Source organism: Providencia sp. PROV272 (genome assembly GCF_049901975.1).
GTDB lineage: Bacteria > Pseudomonadota > Gammaproteobacteria > Enterobacterales > Enterobacteriaceae > Providencia > Providencia stuartii.
The window spans coordinates 709,282-733,539 of record NZ_CP096291.1 but is presented as its reverse complement, the minus strand read 5'-3'; the positions used below and the strand labels follow the sequence as shown (position 1 = coordinate 733,539).

The 24,258-nt window shown below is 43.6% G+C and carries 25 protein-coding genes; 4 read left to right on the top strand and 21 right to left on the bottom strand.

Features of this window, described 5'->3' with window-relative positions:
• Positions 1 to 37: 37 nt before the first annotated feature.
• The 20 genes from hemW to queA all read right to left on the bottom strand — a co-directional run bounded on the left by hemW (position 38) and on the right by queA (position 17,547).
• A complete protein-coding gene (hemW, locus tag M1E93_RS03205; RefSeq protein WP_004923262.1) occupies positions 38 to 1,177 on the bottom strand; it encodes a radical SAM family heme chaperone HemW in 1,140 nt (379 codons plus the stop codon).
• Positions 1,170 to 1,763, bottom strand: coding sequence for an RdgB/HAM1 family non-canonical purine NTP pyrophosphatase (gene rdgB, locus M1E93_RS03200; RefSeq protein ID WP_004923259.1), 594 nt, complete (start codon positions 1,761 to 1,763; stop codon positions 1,170 to 1,172). Before rdgB ends, hemW begins: the two co-directional genes overlap by 8 nt.
• Positions 1,764 to 1,778: 15 nt before the next feature.
• Positions 1,779 to 2,363, bottom strand: a complete 585-nt coding sequence (locus M1E93_RS03195; RefSeq protein WP_004923256.1) for a YggT family protein — start codon at positions 2,361 to 2,363, stop codon at positions 1,779 to 1,781.
• An 18-nt stretch (positions 2,364 to 2,381) separates the two neighbouring features.
• Positions 2,382 to 3,203, bottom strand: a complete 822-nt coding sequence (proC, locus tag M1E93_RS03190) for a pyrroline-5-carboxylate reductase (RefSeq protein WP_036941558.1) — start codon at positions 3,201 to 3,203, stop codon at positions 2,382 to 2,384.
• 10 nt (positions 3,204 to 3,213) lie between these two features.
• Positions 3,214 to 3,909, bottom strand: coding sequence for a YggS family pyridoxal phosphate-dependent enzyme (locus M1E93_RS03185; protein WP_053110101.1), 696 nt, complete (start codon positions 3,907 to 3,909; stop codon positions 3,214 to 3,216).
• A 123-nt stretch (positions 3,910 to 4,032) separates the two neighbouring features.
• On the bottom strand, positions 4,033 to 4,452 hold the full coding sequence (gene ruvX / locus M1E93_RS03180) for a Holliday junction resolvase RuvX (RefSeq protein ID WP_426207102.1): 420 nt from the start codon (positions 4,450 to 4,452) through the stop codon (positions 4,033 to 4,035).
• The gene (locus M1E93_RS03175; RefSeq protein WP_004923247.1) at positions 4,452 to 5,012 is read right to left on the bottom strand and encodes a YqgE/AlgH family protein; all 561 of its coding nucleotides are present in this window, start codon (positions 5,010 to 5,012) and stop codon (positions 4,452 to 4,454) included. Before M1E93_RS03175 ends, ruvX begins: the two co-directional genes overlap by 1 nt.
• Positions 5,013 to 5,136: 124 nt before the next feature.
• The gene (gshB, locus tag M1E93_RS03170) at positions 5,137 to 6,084 is read right to left on the bottom strand and encodes a glutathione synthase (protein WP_036941552.1); all 948 of its coding nucleotides are present in this window, start codon (positions 6,082 to 6,084) and stop codon (positions 5,137 to 5,139) included.
• A 9-nt stretch (positions 6,085 to 6,093) separates the two neighbouring features.
• The gene (gene rsmE, locus M1E93_RS03165; protein WP_004923239.1) at positions 6,094 to 6,825 is read right to left on the bottom strand and encodes a 16S rRNA (uracil(1498)-N(3))-methyltransferase; all 732 of its coding nucleotides are present in this window, start codon (positions 6,823 to 6,825) and stop codon (positions 6,094 to 6,096) included.
• A 129-nt stretch (positions 6,826 to 6,954) separates the two neighbouring features.
• A complete protein-coding gene (locus M1E93_RS03160) occupies positions 6,955 to 7,902 on the bottom strand; it encodes an IS30 family transposase (RefSeq protein ID WP_140035165.1) in 948 nt (315 codons plus the stop codon).
• Between the two features lie 187 nt (positions 7,903 to 8,089).
• A complete protein-coding gene (thiL, locus tag M1E93_RS03155; protein ID WP_014656776.1) occupies positions 8,090 to 9,079 on the bottom strand; it encodes a thiamine-phosphate kinase in 990 nt (329 codons plus the stop codon).
• Between the two features lie 135 nt (positions 9,080 to 9,214).
• The gene (nusB, locus tag M1E93_RS03150; protein WP_426207101.1) at positions 9,215 to 9,631 is read right to left on the bottom strand and encodes a transcription antitermination factor NusB; all 417 of its coding nucleotides are present in this window, start codon (positions 9,629 to 9,631) and stop codon (positions 9,215 to 9,217) included.
• A gap of 26 nt (positions 9,632 to 9,657) precedes the next feature.
• Positions 9,658 to 10,128, bottom strand: coding sequence for a 6,7-dimethyl-8-ribityllumazine synthase (ribH, locus tag M1E93_RS03145; RefSeq protein WP_426207100.1), 471 nt, complete (start codon positions 10,126 to 10,128; stop codon positions 9,658 to 9,660).
• 102 nt (positions 10,129 to 10,230) lie between these two features.
• Complete coding sequence (ribD, locus tag M1E93_RS03140; protein WP_426207099.1) at positions 10,231 to 11,346, bottom strand: bifunctional diaminohydroxyphosphoribosylaminopyrimidine deaminase/5-amino-6-(5-phosphoribosylamino)uracil reductase RibD; 1,116 nt, start codon at positions 11,344 to 11,346, stop codon at positions 10,231 to 10,233.
• A 4-nt stretch (positions 11,347 to 11,350) separates the two neighbouring features.
• A complete protein-coding gene (gene nrdR, locus M1E93_RS03135; RefSeq protein WP_004926977.1) occupies positions 11,351 to 11,800 on the bottom strand; it encodes a transcriptional regulator NrdR in 450 nt (149 codons plus the stop codon).
• Between the two features lie 178 nt (positions 11,801 to 11,978).
• The gene (gene secF, locus M1E93_RS03130) at positions 11,979 to 12,947 is read right to left on the bottom strand and encodes a protein translocase subunit SecF (RefSeq protein ID WP_014656778.1); all 969 of its coding nucleotides are present in this window, start codon (positions 12,945 to 12,947) and stop codon (positions 11,979 to 11,981) included.
• A gap of 10 nt (positions 12,948 to 12,957) precedes the next feature.
• Positions 12,958 to 14,805 carry a protein translocase subunit SecD gene (gene secD / locus M1E93_RS03125; protein ID WP_014656779.1) on the bottom strand — a complete coding sequence of 616 codons (1,848 nt, stop codon included), beginning with the start codon at positions 14,803 to 14,805 and terminating at the stop codon, positions 12,958 to 12,960.
• Between the two features lie 28 nt (positions 14,806 to 14,833).
• Positions 14,834 to 15,166 (bottom strand): preprotein translocase subunit YajC, encoded by a 333-nt coding sequence (yajC, locus tag M1E93_RS03120; RefSeq protein ID WP_004926971.1) that lies wholly within the window; start codon positions 15,164 to 15,166, stop codon positions 14,834 to 14,836.
• 93 nt (positions 15,167 to 15,259) lie between these two features.
• Positions 15,260 to 16,387, bottom strand: coding sequence for a tRNA guanosine(34) transglycosylase Tgt (tgt, locus tag M1E93_RS03115; protein ID WP_004926970.1), 1,128 nt, complete (start codon positions 16,385 to 16,387; stop codon positions 15,260 to 15,262).
• 89 nt (positions 16,388 to 16,476) lie between these two features.
• Entirely contained in the window at positions 16,477 to 17,547 is a 1,071-nt protein-coding gene (queA, locus tag M1E93_RS03110; protein ID WP_036941828.1) for a tRNA preQ1(34) S-adenosylmethionine ribosyltransferase-isomerase QueA, read from the bottom strand.
• A 297-nt stretch (positions 17,548 to 17,844) separates the two neighbouring features.
• On the opposite strand from queA, the gene M1E93_RS03105 reads away from it, so the two are divergent.
• From M1E93_RS03105 to ggt, 4 genes are all read left to right on the top strand, one after another.
• Positions 17,845 to 18,453 carry an ACP phosphodiesterase gene (locus M1E93_RS03105; protein WP_014656782.1) on the top strand — a complete coding sequence of 203 codons (609 nt, stop codon included), beginning with the start codon at positions 17,845 to 17,847 and terminating at the stop codon, positions 18,451 to 18,453.
• A gap of 299 nt (positions 18,454 to 18,752) precedes the next feature.
• Positions 18,753 to 19,355, top strand: a complete 603-nt coding sequence (locus M1E93_RS03100; RefSeq protein WP_004926964.1) for a peroxiredoxin C — start codon at positions 18,753 to 18,755, stop codon at positions 19,353 to 19,355.
• Positions 19,356 to 19,644: 289 nt separating this feature from the next.
• Positions 19,645 to 20,265 (top strand): hypothetical protein, encoded by a 621-nt coding sequence (locus M1E93_RS03095; protein WP_004926962.1) that lies wholly within the window; start codon positions 19,645 to 19,647, stop codon positions 20,263 to 20,265.
• Positions 20,266 to 20,498: 233 nt separating this feature from the next.
• Positions 20,499 to 22,265 (top strand): gamma-glutamyltransferase, encoded by a 1,767-nt coding sequence (gene ggt / locus M1E93_RS03090; protein ID WP_426207098.1) that lies wholly within the window; start codon positions 20,499 to 20,501, stop codon positions 22,263 to 22,265.
• Between the two features lie 181 nt (positions 22,266 to 22,446).
• On the opposite strand, the gene M1E93_RS03085 is transcribed toward ggt, so the two are convergent.
• Positions 22,447 to 24,165, bottom strand: coding sequence for a thiamine pyrophosphate-dependent enzyme (locus M1E93_RS03085; RefSeq protein WP_036941831.1), 1,719 nt, complete (start codon positions 24,163 to 24,165; stop codon positions 22,447 to 22,449).
• Positions 24,166 to 24,258 lie beyond the last annotated feature (93 nt).

Sequence of the window (24,258 nt, the reverse complement as noted above, 5' to 3'; positions counted from 1 at the left end):
TGGGGCGGGATAGGGATATTTTTATTGCAAAGATAAATTACTCTTCATCAAGAAAAAGCTCTAGTAATGAGTTTAAGAATAATTTGCCATGTTTGGTAATTTGCCACTCATGCTCATTTTCAGTGATATAGCCTTTATTTAGCGCTTCATTAAGTGAGTCTCTTACCACCGATTCAGGCAAGCCCGTATAGTCACTAAATTCTTTTCGGGGCATTGGCTCCAATAACCGAAAGCGGTTCATAAAATATTCGAACGGCCTATCTTGGGCATCGACATCGTAAGATTTTTGCAAATAGCGCCCCTCCATATAACCACGAGGATGCTTAGTCTTGATGGTACGCATAATACGTCCATCAGTGAATGAGATCTTACCATGAGCGCCACAGCCGATACCGAGATAATCACCAAAACGCCAATAGTTGAGGTTATGTTCACATTGAAAACCAGGCTTAGCATAAGCCGATGTTTCATATTGCTGATAACCTGCCGCAGTGAGCAGCTTATGCCCTTCGGAATAAATTTCCCATAATGTATCATCATCGGGCAGGGTCGGAGGGCGCGAGCCAAATTGTGTATTAGGCTCGATAGTCAATTGATACCAAGATAAATGGGGAGGGGAAAGCGCAATTGCTTGGCGCAAGTCAGATAACCCTTCATCACGAGTTTGTGAAGGCAAGCCATGCATCAAGTCTAAGTTAAAACTACGTAAATTAAGCTGTGTCGCAAGCTTCGCAGCCCGTTTCGCTTCTTCAGCGCCGTGGATGCGGCCAAGAGTAATCAATTTGTCATCGCCAAAGCTCTGTACACCAATAGAGATCCGGTTAATCCCTGCTTTTTGGTAGCCTGAAAAACGATCGGCTTCCACAGTACCCGGGTTAGCTTCCATCGTGATTTCAGCTTGTGGGTCAAGATGAACTCGTTGACGTACACCATCCATCAGCGCTTGCATGGATTCCGCACTTAATAAGCTTGGTGTACCTCCACCAATAAATAGTGTTTTGATGGCGCGATCACCGATGAATTTCGCATCAATCTCTAAGTCGTGCAACAGGTGCTCAACATACTCTCGCTGGGGGATATCACCTTTAAGAGTATGCGAATTGAAATCACAATATGGGCACTTTTGTACACACCAAGGAATATGGATATATAGGCTTAGAGGTGGCAACTTAAGCATTCTTGAGTGCATCCAATAGCATTGCTAAGGCTTTGCCTCGATGTGAAATCGCTTGTTTTTCTGATTTCGTCAGCTCAGCAGAGGTACAATTCAGTTCTGGCACATAAAAAATAGGATCATAACCAAAACCGCCTTGCCCACTCGGTTCATGAGTGATGATGCCATGCCAGCGTCCATGGAAAACTAAAGGTGTTGGGTCTTCTGCATGGCGTAAGTAAACCAACACACAGTTAAATTGTGCCTGACGTTCCCCATCAGGCACCGATTTCATCGCATCGAGTAATTTATGCAGGTTTTGTTCATCCGTTGCTTCTTCACCAGCATAGCGAGCGGAATAGATCCCCGGAGCACCACCGAGTGCGTCAACGGAGATCCCAGAGTCATCCGCAATAGCAGGGAGACCAGTTTGCTGAGAAGCATGGCGAGCTTTTAAAATCGCATTTTCGATAAATGTTAATCCTGTTTCCTCGGCAGACTCAACACCGAGAGAAGTTTGGGCTACGATATCCATCCCAAAATCACGTAACAGGTCAGCAAGTTCATTGACTTTTCCCGGATTACCGGTAGCTAAAACAACCTTTTGCATTTTTAATCGCTCTTATTACATTACGCCAACAGCGTAGAGAATGCCTGTTAATGTTGGATCAATCATCAGTGAAATATCAGAACGTAGATAATTCAGCGCAATTAAGATGAACATGACAATCATTGCTGAGAAATCAAGCCCACCCATAGCAGGGATAATGCGACGGATTGGCGCCATTAATGGTTCTGTTAATTGATATAACAAATAGTCGACAGGATTACGGCCTTGGCTAATCCAGCTCATGATCGCTCTAATCAATATCATCCAGAAAATTAATTTTCCGGCATAGGTTAGTAACAGAATAATACTGATTGGAATAACACTAAAACTGAGAAGGGCCAATGTATGGGTGATCCACAAGCTAAAGACAATAGCAACAAGTGATAAGATAAATGCGATAGTAACTGTTGCTGTATCAATAGGCCCGATAGAAGGGATAACACGGCGTAATGGTGTAATAACAGGTTTCGTGGCTTTTACCACGAACACGGAGAAGGGGTTATAGTAATCTGCACGTACCCACTGCATCCAGACTCGTAGCAGTAAGATAAAAATATAAAGTTGAATAATGGTTGTAACGACAAAAAGTAAAGTCTGCATGTCTCGTCCCGCTGTTAATTAAAAAAGTTTTTCCATCTCTTCTGCCCGAGTGATAGCACGTTGCATCGCTTTTGCTACCATTTGCGGAAGACCACTATCGTAAAATTGCGCTAATGCCATCGCTGTCGTTCCTCCCTTAGAAGTCACTTGTTCGCGCAATGTGGAAAATGGGGTGTCGCCTTGTGATTTCGACAACGCAACAGCACCTTCCGCGGCATTTAAGACCAATTGACGGGCTTGATCGGGCGTATAGCCTAGTTTCTCGGCTTCTTGCTGCATGGATTCCATAAATAAGAAGAAGTAAGCAGGAGAGCTTCCAGTAATCGCAATAATATTATTGATCTCTTGCTCTTTTTCGCACCAAATTGTCGAGCCAACACTTTGCATCAATTGCTCTGCAAATTGTTTGTCTTCGGCGTTAATACTCTCTTCTGCGAATAAACCACTCACGCCTTTACCGACGAGTGATGGCGTATTTGGCATGATACGAACCAACTGCAATGGTTGGGCTAAATAATCGGCATAGCGGTGAGCGGGGATACCCGCAGCAATGGTCAATACCAGTTTTTTACTGAAATCCACGGCATGCTGTAAAGGTTGACACACCTCTTCCATCATTTGTGGTTTTACAGCAAGTACAATCACATCGGCGTGTTGCACAGCGGATACATTATCACTACTGCTGATAACGCCATATTGTTCGGCGATTTTTTCTCGGCGAACAGGGGTTGGCGAACAGACGGTGATCATTGAGGCGGGGTAACCGTGGCTAACAAGCCCTGCAATAATAGCATGGGCCATATTTCCGGCACCTATAAATGCAATTTTGCGATGTTGCATGTTGTACTCCTTATGATTTGTGATAGTCACGGGCACCAAAAATAGCCGTTCCGATACGAACGAGGGTCGACCCACAATGAATGGCAGCAGCCATATCATCGGTCATCCCCATAGATAGGGTGTCGACGCTAGGGTAGTGTGTTTGTAACTGTTGATAGGCTTGCTCCATTTTGCGAAAAGCTTCGCATTGGCGCTGGTAGTCGCTTTCCGGTGCTGGAATGGTCATCAAACCACGAAAAACTAGGTTAGGCATTTGGCTAACTTGTTTTGCTAGCTCATCAAGCTCTTCAAGTTTTATGCCTGACTTACTGTTTTCATCACTGATATTTATTTGGATCAGCACATTTAGCGGTGCTTTGTTGCTTGGACGCTGATCATTTAGACGTTGGGCGATTTTTTGCCGATCCAGCGTATGGAACCAGTCAAAATACTCGGCGACAAGACGGCTTTTGTTTGATTGTAATGGGCCAATAAAATGCCAAACCAGATCTTGTCTATCCGCGAAAAACTGAATTTTCTCAACGCCTTCCTGAACATAATTTTCACCGAATTGACGCTGTCCAGCCTCGATAGCCTCCAAGATAGCGTCACAAGGTTTGGTTTTACTTACTGCAAGTAGTGTGATGTCCTGTGCAGAGCGATGACATTCTGCTGCCGCTCGTTCAATACGCGCTTTTACATCAGAGATATTACGTTGAATGGTCATTATTCTGTTCAATTACGTTAGGTGGATAATCATAATGCCCATAGTGTAAAGCATATTGCTTGATAACGGCACCTTTGCATGTGTAGATTAAAAAAAATTACATTTCGGAAAACATTGTGCGGCTTAAAGGTGTTGCTCAAACCAACTTTCTAAGATCACGACAGCAGATGCTGAGTCTACTTTGCCTTTACTCAGTGCTCGGTAACCACCACGCTCAAATAATTCTGCTTTTGCGGCAACCGTGGATAGGCGTTCATCGTGTAGCTCGACTTTGACACCAAATCGCCCATGGATACGATTAGCAAAGTTACGCGCTTGGCTGGTGACAAGTTGTTCAGTGCCATCCATATTTAAAGGAAGGCCAACAATGACCAATTGAGGTTGCCACTCTTTTAGCAACTTTTCGACCTGTTGCCAATCAGGGCGGCCATCATTGGCTTTCAGTGAGGCGAGGGAGCGGGCTGTTCCTGTGATTTCTTGGCCAACAGCAACACCAATACTTTTCGTACCAAAATCAAATGCAAGAAGGGTTCTGCTAGACATCACGCGTGCCCTGCCTGCATGGAAATTGTATGGATATTCACGCCTAGAAGGTTAGCAGCAGCTTGCCAGCGATCTTTAATGGGGGTATCAAACACTAACTCTGGTGTGGCTTCTACCGTCAACCAACTATTTTCCATAATTTCATTTTCGAGTTGACCGGGCTCCCAGCTTGCATACCCCAGAGCGACTAATGATTGCATAGGCTGCTGGTCCTTGCCGAGTGTTTCTAAGATATCTTTAGAGGTCGTTACCATCATGTCATCATTGAGATGCAGACTTGAGGCAAAGCCTTTAATCGGCGTATGGAGGATAAAACCATGCTCTTCAGCAACAGGGCCACCAGCAATCACTGGTTTAGCAAGGTTGCTGGTATTGGTTGTTGAAACCGCTATCTCTAATTTCTCGAGCATGGTACTCACAGAAAAATCATCAATAGGTTTATTGATAACGATCCCCATAGCGCCTTTTTCATTGTGTTCACACACATAAACAACAGACTGCTCAAAATAGGGATCAGTAAGAGATGGCATTGCTATCAAAAAATGATTTTGTAAATTCATAATTTTTAGGCTCAGTGTAGTAAGTAACCTATTTTAATGATAAGAATTGCCTTTAAAGGTTGAGAAAAGGCACTTTAATGAGCCTTTTCTCATTACCAATACGCTATTTTTAGCGCTGAAGGCACTATTTTTTTATATCGCGCTCAATGGCATCCATCAACATACCCGTGATAGAAATATCGTAAGCGGCTTCAATTTCGCGGGCACAAGTTGGGCTAGTGACATTAATTTCAGTCAAACGATCGCCTATAATATCAAGCCCAACAAAGTATAAGCCTTTTGCTTTTAAAGTTGGGGCAACGGCGCGGGCAATTTCCCAATCGCTTTCACTTAATGGGCGAGCTTCTCCGCGACCACCTGCCGCCAAATTACCACGGGTTTCTCCCTGTGCTGGGATACGAGCTAGACAGTAAGGCACAGGCTCACCATCAACGACCAGTACACGTTTGTCACCATCTTTAATTGCTGGCAAATAGTTTTGTGCCATGCAGTAACGGCTAGCATGCTCGGTGAGCGTTTCGATAATAACCCCAACGTTAGGGTCGTCTTGCTTCAAACGGAAAATAGACGCTCCGCCCATTCCATCAAGTGGTTTAAAAATCACATCGCCATGCTTTTGGTGGAACTCACGTAGCTGTTTAGCGCTACGTGTGACTAATGTGTGTGGCGTTAATTCAGGGAACCACGCTGTAAACAGTTTTTCATTGCAGTCGCGTAAACTTTGTGGCTTGTTGACGATCAGTGCGCCAGCCTGCTCAGCTCTTTCAAGAATATAAGTTGCATAGATAAACTCAGTGTCGAAAGGGGGGTCTTTACGCATTAAAATAGCGTCAAGATCACCGAGCGCGATATCTTGCTCAGATTTGAACTCATACCATTTGTTTGGGTTTTCTTCGACAGTGACGACTTTTGTCGTTGCGCGAGCTTCACCTTGATACAGATAGAGATCATTCATCTCCATATAATGGATTTCATAACCACGACGTTGAGCTTCCAGCATCATAGCAAAACTAGTATCTTTCTTGATTTTAATGGATGAAATAGGATCCATTACTATACCGAGCTTGATCATTTTTTCTCCTTAACCTAGGTCACCTAGGCGCACTTGCAGTGCGGTGATTGCAGTTAGCGCAGTCGTTTCTGTTCTTAACACTCTTGGCCCTAACAGAATATCAGTAAATTGATAATTAGCTGTCATGGCGATTTCTTCTTCACTTAGCCCACCTTCGGGGCCGATTAATAGCCGAACTTTATTTAATTCGGCAGGTAATGTATTGATACTTTGTGTTGCTCGTGGGTGTAAGTTGACCTTAAATGCCCCATCCTCCTCAGCACACCATGCTTCGAGTGACTGTACAGGACGAATTTGTGGGATCCGATTACGACCACACTGCTCACACGCAGCAATGGCAATCTTTTGCCATTGCTGTCGTTTTTTCTCTAACCTTTCAGGATCTAAACGAACACCACAGCGCTCAGAGAGTAAAGGGGTGATTGTATTAACACCTAGTTCCACCGATTTTTGGATAGTAAACTCCATTTTTTCACCACGCGACATGACTTGCCCAAGGTGTAAATCTAATGGCGATTCTCTATCATCAACATGGCTATCGATAATATTGACGGAGACTTTCTTTTTTGTCGCCTCTGATATTTCAGCGCAAAACACCTGATTACTGCCGTCAAATAATTCCAGTTTTTGGCCCGCAGTCATGCGAAGCACTCGCCCCACATGGTTGGCTGCATCATCGCCAAGAGCGATTGTAGTGTTAATTTGTAGTGGCTCAGGGTGATAAATGCGTGGAATGCGCATACAGTTTCCTTAAAAAGAACAAGGTTAAAAAAGAGCAATAGCAGATCAAAAATATGGGGATGCAATCGCCAAAATCAAGAGCTAGCTCAATTTTATAGTGGTTGGCGGATTCAAGTCCGAAGTGCAACGCTAAGCCGCCTTTCTTAGCTCCGCAAACACCACCGAAGGTTGTCTGAACCCCAGACACTTGCGTGGCCTGCTGTTCAACGCTCCCTGATAGCGTTGTAAGTCTTCTTCTGTCACTGTCCGCAGGTCTGTTCCTTTCGGGATAAACTGTCTTAACAACCCATTCGTATTCTCGTTCAGCCCACGCTCATGCGAGGCATACGGATGGGCAAAGTACGTATCTGCGTTCAGTGCTTCTGCTATCGCCTTGTGCTCACTAAACTCTAGACCGTTATCGAACGTTATTGTGTGACATACATCCTGATACTCACTCAGCAGTGAGATAATGGCCTTACTGACTTCCACCGCATCCTTTGAAAACACCTTTTTTGTCAGGTAAATACGGCTTTTGCGTTCTGCCAGTGTCACGATAGCACCAGTGCCCTGTTTACCCTGCACCAAATCGGCCTCCCAGTCCCCCAGACGGCTACGGTCATCGACGACTGACGGCCGTAGCTCAATGGATACCGCATCAGGGATGCGCCCTCGTTTCTGCCCGTAGCCCTTACGATATCGCCGTTTGCCCTGCCTAAGATGCCTGTACAACTCGCCACCGCTACGCTTATCCGCATAGATATACTGGTAAATCCATTCATGGCTGACGCTAAGACCAATAATGCTGCCAATTGCACTTATTTGCTCAGGACTCCACTTCCACTCCAGAGCAAATATCACGAAATCTATGGTCTGCTGAGGAATTGTCCTTTTGGCAGATGACAGCCGCCTATCACAGCACTTCTGGTGTGCCTGTTGTGGGTTATAACCAGTATCTGAAGTGTTACGCCTCAGTTCACGGGAGACCGTGGACTTGCTTACACCGATACGGATACCTATCTCATGGCAGGATAAATTATCCTCACGCAGTATCGATATCTGGTATCGTTGTCCTTCGGTTAGTTGCTGATACTTCATACTTACTCGCTCATCTTTGGTCGGAAGAGCAGGATAGCTTATCAGTAGCTAACCGTCCTTCCATCTAACATGACCGAGCGTTGCACTTATTATCTGAATTCGCGAGATCTTTTTTGATCGCTTAAAATAAAAAACCCGTCTCAATCACTGACACGGGTTCACTAAACAGCATGATTATTTTATCAACTTAACTATTAACATCCGTTAATGCAAAATGATCAAACCCTTTAAGGGCAACATCAACCGCCTGATTATCACAATAATAACTGATCCCTTCTGATTGCGGTTTTATTTGACCAATACACGTAAAATTAGCGCCTGTATGAGCCAATGCTACTTCTAAAGCACCACGATTAACTTCAGGGATCGTAAAGCAAAGCTCATAATCTTCACCGCCACTTAACGACCAAATGCGTGCTTGCTCTACAGAGCAGTTTTGTTGCAACGCCTCGGAAAGTGGTAAAGCATCAAGATTAATACGAGCGCCACAGCCGCTAGCCTTGAGGATATGATTGAGATCGGAAATTAAACCATCAGAAATATCAATCGCGGAAGAAGCTAAGTGGCGTAACGCCTGCCCTTGTAAAATACGCGGCTGAGGACGCAGATGACGCCCAATTAGCCATGACTTTTGGCTCTCATCAGCAATATCTAATTTCCCCTGTAATATTGCTAAACCCGCAGCGCTGTCACCTAGTGTGCCCGTCACGTATATCCAGTCGCCATTACGGGCTCCTGAGCGTGACAATGCTTTCCCACTCGGTACTAAGCCATGTACGGTATAAGTTAGGCTCATTGGTCCACGCGTTGTATCACCGCCAATTAGCTGCATACCGTAATAGTTAATTTGCTCAAATAAGCTATCGCTAAATTGCTCTAACCAATCTGGATCAACATGAGGTAGTGTGATCGCTAGAGAAACCCATGCCGGATCTGCTCCCATAGCAGCAAGATCACTTAAATTAGACGCTAATGATTTGTAAGCAAGATCGGCTGGAGAAATTTCAGGAAGGAAGTGGATACCAGAAACTAATGTATCGGTGCTCACAGCAAGCTGCTGTTTTTCTGGGATGGTCATCAACGCACAGTCATCACCAATACCAATATTCACATCCCGTCTGTTTGTTGTTTGACGGTTAAAGTAACGCGCGATGAGGTCAAATTCGCCATATGACATGGTAGCTTTTCCATTTTCGCTATGCCCAGTTATCAACTTCATCACTGATAATTAGACATAAAAGACAAAGATAGGCCGGAACCCAGCCTACCTCATTACTACTGTAGTATTACAGGAGGGAACCCTGATCAATTTTTATTTTTTACGACTAACAGAAGGCGCAGCCTTATCGAGAACACCATTCACAAATTTATGGCTATCTTCAGCACCAAAAACTTTGGCTAGTTCAATGCCTTCGTTAATTGCAACTTTATAAGGCACATCTTCACGGTAGCTTAGTTCATACATAGCAACACGTAAAATCGCTTTCTCTACCTGCCCCAACTCTTCAAGCTGGCGAGATAGGAAAGGAGCCATTAGCTGGTCAAGCTTAGCAGCGTTATTGGCGACTCCCGACAACAGTTCACGAAAATAAATAACGTCAACGTCAGACATGTCCTGTTCAGCAATAAATTCATATTCCACATCGGAAACATTATTACCGGATAATTGCCATGAATAGATGGCCTGTACAGCACACTCACGAGCGCGGCGACGAGCAGCAGGTTTCACAAGATTCCCCTTAAATAAAAACTAAATCAGCCTTTTACAGCTTTAAGTACATTAATCATTTCTAATGCCGTCAGAGCAGCTTCAGCGCCTTTATTGCCAGCTTTAGTACCAGCACGTTCAATGGCTTGCTCAATATTTTCAGTCGTCAAAACACCGAAAGTGACTGGCACTTCACTGTTCATTGCGACATGAGAAAGACCTGAACTGCACTCGCCTGCAACATATTCAAAATGCGCAGTTCCACCACGGATCACCGTGCCTAATGCAATAATAGCATCGTATTTTTTCGTTTCGGCCAGTGCTTTAACGGTTAATGGTAGCTCGTAAGCGCCTGGCACCCAGACAACAGTGATGTTATCTTGAGACACTTGGCCGATACGCTCTAAAGCATCAACAGCACCGTCCAGCAGACTATCATTAATAAAGTTGTTAAAACGAGCGATTGCAATGGCGACACGCGCTTGTGGCGCGGCAACAACACCTTTAATTACGTTCATAGCCTTCCTTTAATATTAATTATAACCCGCGGGGCGCGGATTTTATCACATTCTTTCGTTAATCGCGTGGTTGAATTTTAGCAAAATGATAAAAAACTTTTATTACCACACAGGACGTAGCCTGACACGCAGGTCATCACCGACTTTCTGCACATCAGTAAATTCAAATTGTTGTGCATCTGACAAATGTGCAAGTGCTGGAATATTCACCAAACCTCGCGCTGTATCCCCTAATAATTTAGGAGCAATATAGACAATCAGCTCATCCACCAAACCAAGTTTTAACAATGAGCCAGCGAGTATTGGTCCTGCTTCAACCCAAACGCTATTCACATTTCGTTTAGCCAACTGCATCATCAAGATCACAAGGTCAATACCATTATCATCAGATGGAATAGCAAGCTGTTCAACTTGCCCCTGCCAAACCGCATCAGGCTCGGGTTGAGAGCGAACTAACCAACATTCACCTGCCAATTGGGTGACCTTATGTTCCGCCGTGACGCGATTATGGTTATCTAAAACAATACGAATTGGTTGACGCAATGTGCTTTGCGGATAAACAGCTTGTATCTCGGCAGGTAATTCATTCCAACGTACGGTCAGTGAAGGGTTATCTGCCAGCACAGTACTACTGGTACTCAAAATTGCACTCGCTTGCGCACGCAATACCTGTACGTCCTGCCTTGCTGCTGCTGACGTGATCCATTTACTTTCACCTGATTCTAAGGCCGTTTTGCCGTCAAGGGAGGCTGCAAGTTTCAGTTGAACATAAGGGAATGCTGTACGCATACGCTTTAAAAATCCACGGTTTAATGATTCCGCTTCTTCCATCAATACGCCACTTGCGGTTTCAATCCCCGCTTGAGAAAGCATATATAATCCCCGACCTGCAACTTGAGGATTGGGGTCTTGCATTGCTGCCACTACACGACGAACACCCGCATTAATCAAAGCCTCAGCGCAAGGTGGGGTACGACCGTGATGGCTGCATGGCTCTAATGTTACGTAGGCGGTAGCGCCTTTTGCTTTCTCTCCTGCCATGCGTAAGGCATGAACTTCAGCATGCGGTTCACCCGCTTTTTGGTGATACCCTTCACCAACAATTTCACCATCACGTACGATAACGCAACCCACATTAGGATTTGGTGAAGTGGTAAAACGGCCTTTTTGGGCAAGCTCAAGTGCCCGCGCCATATAGATGCGGTCTTGTTCAATCATGTTCTTAATCCTGTAATTTAGCGATCTCTTCGCCAAACTCCCGTACATCTTCAAAGCTACGGTAGACTGAAGCAAAGCGGATATAAGCCACTTTATCCAGTTTCTTCAGTTCATCCATCACTAAATTACCAATCATTTTAGAAGGGATTTCACGTTCCCCTGTTGCACGTAGTTGTGATTTGATAGAAATAATGGCCTGTTCAACGGCATCAGCACTTACGGGCCGTTTTTCCAAGGCCTTTTGCATACCACGACTTAGCTTTTCTTCATCGAAGGGTTCGCGTACTTCATCACTTTTAATTACCCGTGGCATAACAAGTTCCGCCACTTCAAAGGTGGTGAAGCGTTCATGGCAAAGCAGACATTGACGACGCCTGCGCACTTGAGAGCCTTCTCCAACCAGACGCGAGTCAATTACTTTCGTATCTACAGCAGAGCAAAATGGGCAGTGCATAGTGTTTCCTGATTCTTATTTCGGGTAAACAGTGTAACCCAGAGCTTAATAAAAAACACCCCGCAAGACTGTACATTTGCAGTCTAACGGGGTGTTTTCATGTTTAAGCCATCTTTTTAGAACACACCAGACGGCTTTCATTCAGTCACCTAAGCCACCAACTTTCACCCAATGGGGATTACGGTAGTAAAGACTCTTGGTCAGCACCTTCTTTTTCAACTTTCGGTGGAAGTAAGTGCTCACGTTTCATACCCATTTTCAGTGCTAGTGCAGAAGCCACATAGATAGATGAAATCGTACCGATGGTTACACCGATTAACATGACCAATGAGAAGCCTTCTAACATCGCGCCACCGAAGATATACAGCATCAGCACCACTAACAGTGTTGTTGCAGATGTCATAATGGTACGGCTTAAGGTCTGTGTTAAAGAGACGTTCATGATTTCATACGGTGTACCGCGACGAATTTTACGGAAGTTTTCACGGATACGGTCAGATACAACGATACTGTCGTTCAGTGAATAACCAATAACGGACATCAATGACGCCACGATGGTCATATCTATCTCAATATGGAACAAAGATAGAATACCTAACGTAATCACAACGTCATGGGCAAGTGCTAATACTGCACCTGTCGCTAGACGCCATTCAAAGCGGAAACCAACATAAATCAAGATACAGATAAGCGCCGTTAATAGTGCAAGTGCCCCTGTTTGAGCAAGTTCTGCCCCAACACTAGGCCCCACAAATTCAATACGCTTCACTGTCGCTTGCTCATCAACATTTTTATTGATGATAGTGATGATCTCTTTACCGACTTCTTGACCTGCAACCCCTTCAATAGGTGGTAAACGGATCATGATGTCACGGCTGCTACCAAAATTTTGGATTAAAGGATCTTTGTGAGCCGTATTAGAAAGACTGTCACGAATTTTATCCAAATCAGCTGGCTGACTCAGGTTGACTTCGATGACTGTACCACCAGTGAAGTCAAGGCCCCAGTTAAAGCCTTTCATCCCAATAATCGCGATAGATGCGATCAGTAATACAATAGAAATCCCAAAGGCAACGTTGTCCCAGCGCATAAAGTCATAGACTTTACGACCATAGTTCAATTGTTCAACAGTATAATCCTGTGCCACAACGTGCTCCTTAAATTGACAGCTTGTTGATACGTTTACCGCCATATAGCAGGTTCACGATAGCACGTGTACCAATAATAGCTGTAAACATAGAGGTGGCGACACCGATAGCTGTCGTAATTGCAAAGCCTTTGATTGACCCTGTACCCACTGCATACAGAATAATTGCAGTGATAAGTGTAGTCAGGTTTGCGTCGATAATACTTGAGAAAGCGCCTTTATAGCCTTCATGAATAGATTGCTGGACTGAACGCCCATTGCGCAACTCTTCTTTAATACGTTCGTTAATCAAAACGTTAGCATCGACGGCGACAGCAAGGGTCAGTACGATACCGGCAATACCTGGCATGGTCAGTGTGGCGCCTGGTAACAAGGACATCACCCCAACAATCATGATCAAGTTTGCAAACAGCGCCGTACTCGCAATCAAACCAAACTTACGATAGTAAATAATCATAAATAAGATTGAGGCGAACAAACCAGCTAAACAAGCTTTTAGACCTTGTTCAATGTTTTGTAAACCAAGAGTCGGCCCAATAGTACGCTCTTCAACGATTTGGATTGGCGCAATTAACGCACCAGCACGTAGCAATAGCGACAATTGACGAGCTTCGTTTGGATCAGTGATCCCCGTGATACGGAATTGGCTTCCGAAACGCGCAGAAATATTCGCCGCGTTAATCACTTTCTCATCTTTCATCAAAATTACACGGCCTTCGGCATCTTTTTTCCCGCTGTCTTTATATTCAACAAACAGCGTTGCCATTTGTTTACCCTGATTGTCACGGGTAAAATCAGACATGACAGAGCCACCCGCGCTATCAAGGCCAATACTTACTTGTGGCGCACCATTTTCATCACTACCTGAAGTTGAGTCAGTGATGTGGTCACCAGTCAGGACGACTCGCTTATACAGAACGTAAGGGAAGCCATTACGATCATACTTAACCTCAGAATCGCCTGGCACACGGCCATTTTCTGCCGCTGCTGGGTCAACACTTTGGTTAACTAAACGGAACTCTAAGGTTGCCGTTGCCCCTAAAATTTCTTTGGCACGCGCGGTATCTTGGATACCAGGTAACTCAACAACAATACGCTCCGCACCTTGGCGCTGAACAAGAGGTTCTGCAACACCCAATTGGTTTACACGGTTACGAATAATGGTAATGTTTTGAGATACGGCATAGTTACGAGCCTCACGTAGACGCTCATCCGTCATAACCGCAGTCATGGTATTATTGTTACCATTAGAAAATACAAGATCTTGGAACTTACGAAGGAGTATTTTCTCTGCTTGGCTACGATCATCAGCATTACGGAAACGGATCTCAACGCTGTAATTGTCGCCTTTACGGATAGAAGAGTACGGTACTTTTGCTTGGCGCAAATCGTTACGTATACCGTCCATGTTTTGTTCCTGCAATTTACTTAATGCAGTGTCCATATCGACTTCCATGAGGAAGTGAACCCCACCACGCAGGTCTAGACCGAGTTTCATCGGCTCACCACCAACAGCTTCTAGCCATTTAGGTGTTGCAGGTGCAAGGTTTAATGCAACAACATATTGGTCACCCAGAGCGCTAACCAGTGCTTCACGAGCGCGCAATTGAATATCCGGGTTGTTGAATCGGGCAAGTACAGCCCCATTTTCCAAGGCAATAGATTTGCTCTGGATATTGTCTTTTTCTAACGTTTTTTGGACTTGGATCAGCGTTTGCTCATTGGCGGCGGTTCCCCGCACGCCAGTGATTTGAACAGCCGGATCCTCACCATATAGGTTTGGAAGCGCATAAAGCAGACCGATGAGGATCGCAGCGATCAGCATCAGATACTTCCACAAAGGATAACGGTTTAGCACGGCAGTTCCCTTCGGGAAAAATCAGAAATTAAATACCTTTCATTGTGCCTTTAGGTAAAACAGCAGCAACGAAATCACGTTTGATAGTTACTTCGGTGTTCTCACTCAGTTCAAGAACAACATAACCATTATCAGAAACTTTGGTTACACGACCAATCAAACCACCTGTTGTTAAAACTTCATCGCCCTTAGTGATTGACTCCATCAGTTTACGATGCTCTTTAGCACGTTTTTGCTGTGGACGTAAAATCATAAAATAGAAGATCAAAGCAAACACGGCGAGCATAATAATCATCGTATACGGGTTGCCCTGTGCTGGCGCGCCTGCAGATGCCGCTGCTTCAGAAATAAAAAAACTCATTCAACTTTCCTCATTGTTATTGAACGCTATTTAAAACATAAGTACAGCAAAGCTTAATATGCTACACAGATTAAGCTCATTTCGCACTTAAATTCATTCCATATTTAATGAAGGTTGGCTTTTGCCAATCTTCTGATAGAAATCTTTCGCAAACTCTTCAAAGTTACCATCTTCAATCGCTTGACGAATACCAGCCATTAGACGCTGATAATAACGCAAATTATGAATGGTATTTAGCCTTGCGCCAAGAATTTCATTACAACGATCGAGATGGTGTAAATACGCACGACTATAATGACGGCAAGTATAGCAATCACACTCAGGATCGAGTGTTGAAGTATCCGATTTATACTTCGCATTGCGAATTTTTACCACGCCATTCGTGACAAATAAATGACCATTGCGCGCATTTCGTGTTGGCATCACACAATCAAACATATCGATGCCACGGCGAACACCTTCAACTAAATCTTCCGGTTTACCAACCCCCATTAAATAGCGAGGTTTATCCGCCGGAATTTGTGGGCATACATGTTCTAAGATACGATGCATATCTTCTTTTGGCTCGCCTACCGCGAGGCCGCCTACAGCGTACCCATCAAAGCCGATCTCTACCAGCCCCTTAACTGAAATATCACGTAAATCTTCGTAAACACTACCTTGAATGATGCCAAATAGTGCGTTTTTGTTGTTTAATTCATCAAAGCGTTGACGGCTACGTGCAGCCCAACGTAAGGACATCTCCATGGATGTCTTCGCGTAATCCCAATCGGCAGGATATGGCGTACACTCATCAAAAATCATCACGATATCTGAGCCGAGATCGTATTGAATTTCCATTGACTTTTCAGGGCTTAAGAAGATTTTTTCACCGTTAATAGGGTTACGGAAATGCACACCTTCTTCTTTAATTTTACGCATAGCACCAAGGCTAAAGACTTGGAAACCGCCTGAGTCAGTCAAGATAGGACCTTGCCATTGCATAAAATCGTGTAAGTCACCATGCAATTTCATGATCTCTTGCCCTGGGCGCAACCATAAATGGAAGGTGTTACCAAGCAGAATTTGTGCACCTGTTTCTTTGACCTCTTCTGGGGTCATCCCTTTGACTGTTCCATAAGTACCAACAGGCATAAAAGCGGGGGTTTCCACCACGCCACGCTCAAAAATCAAGCGCCCACGACGCGCATTGCCATCCGTGGTTTGTAATTCATATTTCACGTTTATTTCTCCTAGCAGCAGAAAAACAGTCTGTTGCTGATATTAACTTTCACAGGCGAGCAGCTTATCCACCGCCTATCTAACTCACGCTACTGCCCAATCTGCTCAAAACGAGCATCAGGATTACGCGTGATATACATAGCATCACCATAACTAAAGAAACGATATTTTTGTGCTACTGCTTCTTTATAGGCCTGCATAGTATTTTGATATCCAGCAAATGCAGAAACTAACATAATCAGTGTCGATTCTGGCAAATGGAAGTTGGTGATCAAAGCATCAACCACTTGATACTCAAACCCTGGATAAATAAAGATTTGGGTATCATCAAAAAATGGGGCAATGAGCGCATCTTGGCTCGCTTTTGCCGCACTTTCTAATGAGCGTACAGAAGTGGTTCCGACAGCGACCACACGGTTACCTCTCGCTTTACATGCCAATACGGCATCCACAACCTCTTGTGGCACCTCTGCATATTCAGAATGCATGACATGATCTTCGATAGTGTCAACACGCACGGGTTGAAAGGTTCCCGCGCCGACGTGTAAGGTGACGAACGCCATTTCAACGCCTTTTTCACGTAGTGCATCCAATAAAGGCTCATCAAAATGCAAGCCAGCGGTAGGAGCTGCAACCGCGCCAGGACGTTGGCTATAAACGGTTTGATACAGTTCTTTATCCGATTCTTCATCAGGGCGGTCGATATAAGGTGGTAATGGCATATGCCCGATTTCATTGAGGATACTCAATACATCGCGCTGATCATCAAACTGCACTTCAAATAAAGCCCCATGGCGCGCAACCATAGTCGCATTAACGCTTTCATCTTCACCTAAAATCAGCTCTGCCCCCTCTTTCGGGGCTTTAGATGCCCGAATATGAGCAAGTACGCGATGCTCATCCAGCATTCGTTCGACCAGCATTTCGATTTTGCCACCGCTCGCCTTACGACCAAATAGCCTTGCTGGAATGACACGCGTGTTGTTAAACACCAGCAGATCACCGGGTGACAGTTTCTCAAGGATATCCGTAAAAATACCATGCGTGAGCTGCCCCGTTGGGCCATCAAGGCTTAGCAGTCTACATGCGCTTCGCTGCGCTTGAGGATAATGGGCAATTAATTCTTCAGGTAACTCAAAAGTAAAATCGGAAACACGCATTGTCTTAACTTCAATCTAAAAAAACAGGCGACTAGTCTAGTGCTGAGCACTCAAAGGCGCAAGAAATAAGCGTATTTTTGCCGAAAAAACCTTCAATATTTAACAAATATTTCTCAAGTCACGAAAATTTTCTTCCTTATGTCATCGCTGCATCGCTGTTTGCTATTCGATTTCGTGCTAAACGGATATCTCTAGGCAATTTCAGATCCGTGTTAAAACAACAGACCATAGACATCTAAAGATGCGTGCACAGTAAACGGGCTATAATTTACCAAGCATCGAGTATATGATATCAACATGAACTTTCTTGCTCACTTGCATCTTGCCTATAAAGCGAATAGCTCCCTATTGGGCAATATCATGGCCGACTTCGTTCGTGGCAACCCAGAAGGCCATTATGCGCCCGATGTTGTCGCGGGGATCACTATGCATCGAGCCGTTGATAAGGCGACAGACTCTCACCCTTTAGTCAAAGAAGCGCGCGCACTGTTCAGGCCGGATTACCGTCGGGTCGCGCCGATCACACTTGACCTTGTATGGGATCATTTCCTCTCATTGCATTGGTCTAAAATCGAACAAACTATCGGATTGGCCGATTTCATCTATTATGCACGTCGCCAAATTGAACCTAATCTGCGTCATACGCCTGAAAAGTTTCAGGAGTTAAATGAGTTTCTCTGGCCCCAAAATTGGTTAATTCGCTATGCAGATAAAACATATATAGGGCAATCGTTGAATGGAATGGCACGTCGGCGGCCTAAACTACATGCGCTTAGCGGCTCTTTTGATGACTTTTTATTGCAATATAAGCCACTTGAACAGATTTTTTTCCAGTTTTATCCGCAAATGATACAACAGGCTGAACAAGGAATATTTGTCGGTCACCTCACAACACTGAAGCCTTGATCAATTATCACTTGTACTTTACCGTAATAAAACTATTGTATTGATATCAATTTGTTAAATAAGTATAATTGATAGATAAAAACTATCACAGAAATTGGTATTTATACCTTTATTCTTTGTAGGGAATTTCATATTCTCTCTTGATATATTGCCTAAATAATTTGAACGGTTTGTTGGCAACCAGCGAAAGGCTTCCTAGCAGCAAAATAGCGCTATCACTAGGCACCTAACGCGGTCCAATAAGTGGTTTAAACTATTATGGATATAAAACCTTTAATTCAAACTCATAGGAGTAAATTATGGTTCTGGTAACACGTCAAGCCCCTGACTTTACTGCTGCAGCTGTTCTAGGTAACGGTGAAATTGTTGACAACTTTAACCTGAAAAATCACCTAAACGGCCGTCCAGCGGTGATCTTCTTCTGGCCAATGGACTTCACTTTTGTTTGTCCTTCAGAACTTATCGCGTTCGACCACCGTTATGAAGAATTCAAAAAACGTGGTGTGGAAGTAATCGGTGTTTCTTTTGACTCTGAATTCGTTCACAACGCATGGCGTAAAACTCCTGTTGATAACGGCGGTATTGGTGAAGTGAAATACCCAATGGTTGCTGACGTCAAACGTGAAATCATGAAAGCATACGGCATTGAGCACCCAGAAGCTGGCGTTGCTCTGCGTGGCTCTTTCTTGGTCGACAAAAATGGCGTTGTGCGTCACCAAGTCGTTAACGACCTACCACTCGGCCGTAACATCGATGAAATGCTGCGTATGGTTGATGCGCTGCAATTCCACGAAGAGCACGGTGATGTTTGCCCAGCGCAATGGGAAAAAGGTAAAGAAGGCATGAACGCATCACCTAAAGGTGTTGCTGACTACCTGACTAAAAACGCAACTGGCCTATAATTCATAGCGTTTACTGTTTTTATGGATCGGCATAAACTTCGGTTTATGCCGATTTTTTATTTTTGACAATCCCATTTGCCCGCTTTTACTTTATTCTCTGCTTTTTATTCGTCTTTTTTCAAATAATTATTGCTAGAAAGTTCTTAATTGATGCTAAAGAACAATATATCTGAGGATATATAGCGCACCATACTTTTACAGGACTGCTATTTATAATATGGTTACATTTATCCATAAATAGTTACATTTTTAACTCAATATAGCGTCAATCGTAAAGTAGGAAAAAACGATGAAATTTAAACTGTTAGCATCGGTTGTTATAGCTGGTACTTTGCTTGCAGGCTGTGATAACAACCAAACAGCCTCTGAAAGTAATTTCAAAAAATCCATTCAAGATTATCTCGATACTAAATCGGCTATTTGTATCAATACTGGCCCATTCCCTGCTGAGCTTTTAGCACAAGCAAATACTCGAAAAATAGAACAATTAGATAGTTTGGTTGATGCTGGATTATTAAACAAATCAGAAAAAAAAGTCGTTATCAAAGATATGTGGGGAACAGAACAAACAGGTGAAGGTGTTGAATTTACCTTAACGAGTGAAGGTCAAAAATTCTTTGATGAAGCAAAAGCCGAATTTTCTGGGCGTGGCAGCTTCTGTACAGGTAAGTTAGTGGTCACTGAAGTCACGAATTTCACAGAGCCAGCTGAGCGCGGTGGTCAAAAAATCTCTATCGCTAACTTTAAACAAAAAATTGAAGATGTGGCACCTTGGGCCAAAAATGAAAAAGTCATTGCCGCCTACCCACAAATCAAATCAACCCAAGAGCGTGCTGAAAAATCACAACAAAGCCCATTGGTACTGACCAATAACGGCTGGATCCATATTGCATTGTTCAACCAAAAATAAATTGGTCTCCCTAAGCAGAGCCACGATCAGGCTCTGCTTAACCCATTGTTTTATATTTTTAAGTTAATTTTTTCACTACATTGTTAACATTTCTCGATTGTATCTTTCAGTCTCTCCAGCTATTTTATGCTATACATAAAGAACACAATTAATTAACAAATGAATCACATTAGTTAATTGTGTTACTCAATTTCATAAAAAGCCCATTCCATTTTATTCATCGGGAGATACGAATGATAAAAACATCATGGCGCCCCTCTGTCCTATTACTTTCACTGCTTATCTCACCTCAACTCTTTGCCGCCTCAGAACCTGCTGTCGAGGCCAAAAAAGGAATGGTTGTGTCTTCTCAACACCTAGCCTCTCAAATTGGTGCCGACATCCTTAATGCAGGCGGTAATGCAGTTGATGCGGCTGTTGCTGTGGGATATGCCCAAGCCGTGGTTAATCCATGCTGTGGGAATATTGGTGGCGGCGGATTTATGACCATTCACCTTGCTAATGGCAAAGATCTTTTTATCAACTTTAGAGAAACCGCCCCAGAAGCCGCTAGCGCTAATATGTACTTAGATAAGAATGGTAATTTAATAAAAGGTGCCAGCCTCTATGGTTACCTCGCATCGGGGGTTCCGGGAACGGTAAAAGGGCTTGATTATGCGCTCGAAAAATATGGCACAATGAGCCGCCAGCAAGTCATGGAGCCGGCAATTAAATTAGCCAGAGAAGGTTTTGTTTTAACGCGGGCAGATACCGATGTCCTAGATACCACTGTCGATCGCTTTAAGCAAGACCCAGAAGTCGCACGCATTTTTTTAAAACCTAATGGTAGTGCCTTTCAACCCGGCGATCTGTTAGTACAAACCGACTTAGCCAATACCCTTGAAAAAATTGCGAAAGAAGGCCCTAAAGCTTTCTATGAAGGCGAAATACCGAAGATCGTAGAAGAAGCGTCTAAAAAGAATGGGGGGATCTTAACCGCAAAAGATTTTGCTAATTATACGATCACCGACACCACACCAATTAGCTGTACCTATCGAGGCTATAAATTTATTTCAGCACCACCGCCTAGCTCGGGTGGGGTAACCATCTGCCAAACACTCAATATCTTAGAAGGCTATAACCTTAAAGAGATGGGGTTCAATTCGGCAGAATATATTCATACTCTCACAGAGGCAATGCGCCATGCCTACATGGATAGAAACACTTTCCTAGGCGATCCGGCATTTGTCGATAACCCAACCGACAAGTTATTGAGTAAAGCCTACGCAGAAGAGCTACGTAAAGAGATCAAACCTAACCAAGCAACGCCATCAACACAAGTCCAACCCGGTGTAGGGCCACATGAAAAACCAGAAACCACTCATTACTCTGTTGTCGATGACAAAGGTAATGCGGTTTCAACGACTTATACCATCAATGGACGTTTCGGCTCCGTGGTGATCCCGCCTGGTACAGGGTTCTTTTTAAATGATGAGATGGATGATTTCACCACCAAAGTCGGTGAGAAAAATATGTATGGTTTAGTTCAAGGTGAAAGAAACGCGATTGCTCCTGGTAAGCGCCCACTATCATCGATGAGCCCAACCATAGTGACCAAAGATGGTAAAGTGTTCTTAGTGCTCGGCTCCCCGGGCGGGTCACGGATTATTTCAATCACATTGCAAACCGCCCTGAATATCATTGACCATGGAATGCCTCCTCAAGAAGCCGTGAACGCACCGCGTATCCACCATCAATGGTTACCCGATGAAGTTTACTATGAGGAGCGTGGTGTCTCTAAAGATACCTTAGCGTTGCTCGATAAGATGGGTTACAAAATGGTAGAACAAACACCATGGGGTGCAGCAGAGTTAATTATGGTGCCCGTACCGGATGCTAAAGGAGATAAAACAGACTCATCAGGCAATGATGCCGCAGTTTCAGGCAAAGTTCGCCAAGGCTATATCTACGGTTCAAATGATGTTCGTCGTCCAGCCGGTAAAGCCGTTGGTGTCGATTAAAATCCACACTTAAAACAAATGGCGGGATAACCCGCCATTTAAATGATTAGCTAAGTGGGGAGACCCGCTTAGTGTTATCTACTAAAAAATCAACAAATTGATATTTTTAATGGTTTTCACAATCTCTTATGGCCGCAGCCAAACACCTTGATGTTGACCCACGGCCTGAAATTACCTTGCGTTATTTACGAATAAAATTATCCACAATAAGGCTGATCGCTTCTTCACTACGACCATGTAAAACCGCTTTTGCCGTATAAAGCCCCATACCGACAACACTATTAAGCTCTACATTCGGTGGCATAACCAATTCATTCGGTGAAGTATGCACGTTTAATACCGCTGGGCCATTATAATTTAGGAAGCGGATAACAGCGTCCTCCAATGCTTCTGGGGATTCAACTGATTCACCAAACATCCCTAACGCACTCGCCAGCTTACCAAAATCAGGGTTTTCTAAATCGGTATAGTTATTCAATAACCCTTCAACTTTTTGTTCTAATTCAACAAAGTTAAGCGATTTATTGTTGATGATAACGATTTTTGCCGCCAATTTTTCTTGCGTCATAGTGAGTAGATCGCCTAATAGCATCGCTAACCCACCATCACCTGACATAGAGATCACTTGGCGATTAGGAAACGCTTTTTTCAATCCTAATGCTTGAGGCATTGCGTTAGCCATGGTGCCATGTTTTAAGCTCGTTAATGTTCTTCGCTGCCCATTGGTATTGATATAGCGCAGCATCCAAACCATTGCAGAACCCCCATCTGCCGTAAAAATAGCGTCGCTATCTGCATGCTTATCGAGTAGCTGAGCAAGGTATTGAGGGTGGATGACATGAGCTTTCGCCCCTTTTTCTAGCCAGCTAATTTTTTCGAGTGTCTTTTTGTGCAAATCGACAGATTTACGTAAAAACTCATCATCGGTTTTATTGTCAATTAAAGGCAATAATTGCAATAAGGTTTCATTGACATCACCATTGAGCCCTAAATTGACAGGGTGGCGTTTACCGATATTTTCTAAATTAATATCAACTTGTACGATGGTTGCTTTTTCAGGGAAAAATTGAGGCCATGCGAAATCAGTACCTAACAGCAGCAAAGTATCGCAGTTTTTTAACATGGTAAAACCGGACTCAATACCGATCATTCCCGTCATTCCCACATTATATGGGTTATCATATTCAATAAAATCTTTGGCTCGTGAGGTATGTGCAATTGGCGCTTTTAATTTTTCTGCCAATTGAAGAAGTGCTCCTCTGGCATCTTTACTACCAATTCCCGCATAAATACCTATTTTCTTACCTTTATTTAATACATCTGCCAGCGCTTTAATATCTTCTTGAGCAGGGATAATTCGCGGTTGATGATAATTGACGGCTATTTTATTTGGATAGTCTATTTCAGACTTACTTATATTTACTGGAAGAATAATAACAGCGACACCTTTTTGACTTAAAGCTGCACTAATGGCATTTTTTGTCACTTCAATCGCTTTATCAGGGCTAATAATTTCTTCGCAGAATACTGAGCATTCACTATAAACGGATTTAAAATCGACGTATTGAGGGAAAGAACTATCGGTTGTATTAGTATCTAATTGGCTTGCAATCAAAATAACAGGCGCGCCATTGCGATGTGATTCATATAATCCATTAATAAAATGTAAGCTTCCAGGTCCACAGGAGCCTGCACATGCGGTGAGTTGGCCTGAAATAAAGGATTCGGCACCGGCGGCAAATCCCCCAACCTCCTCATGCCTTACATGGATCCACTCCATCTTACTTTCATGTATCGCATCCGTGACATAATTTAAAGTATCACCAACGATGCCATAACAATGCTTCACACCTGAATTTTGGAGAATATCAACAATCACGCTAGCAACATTTTTTTTCATGCAAGGCTCCAATAGCAGATTATTTCTTATAAACAAAAGATCACAGATGACTCTTGTCTACATATTTATATTATTAATATCACAATAAGTAAT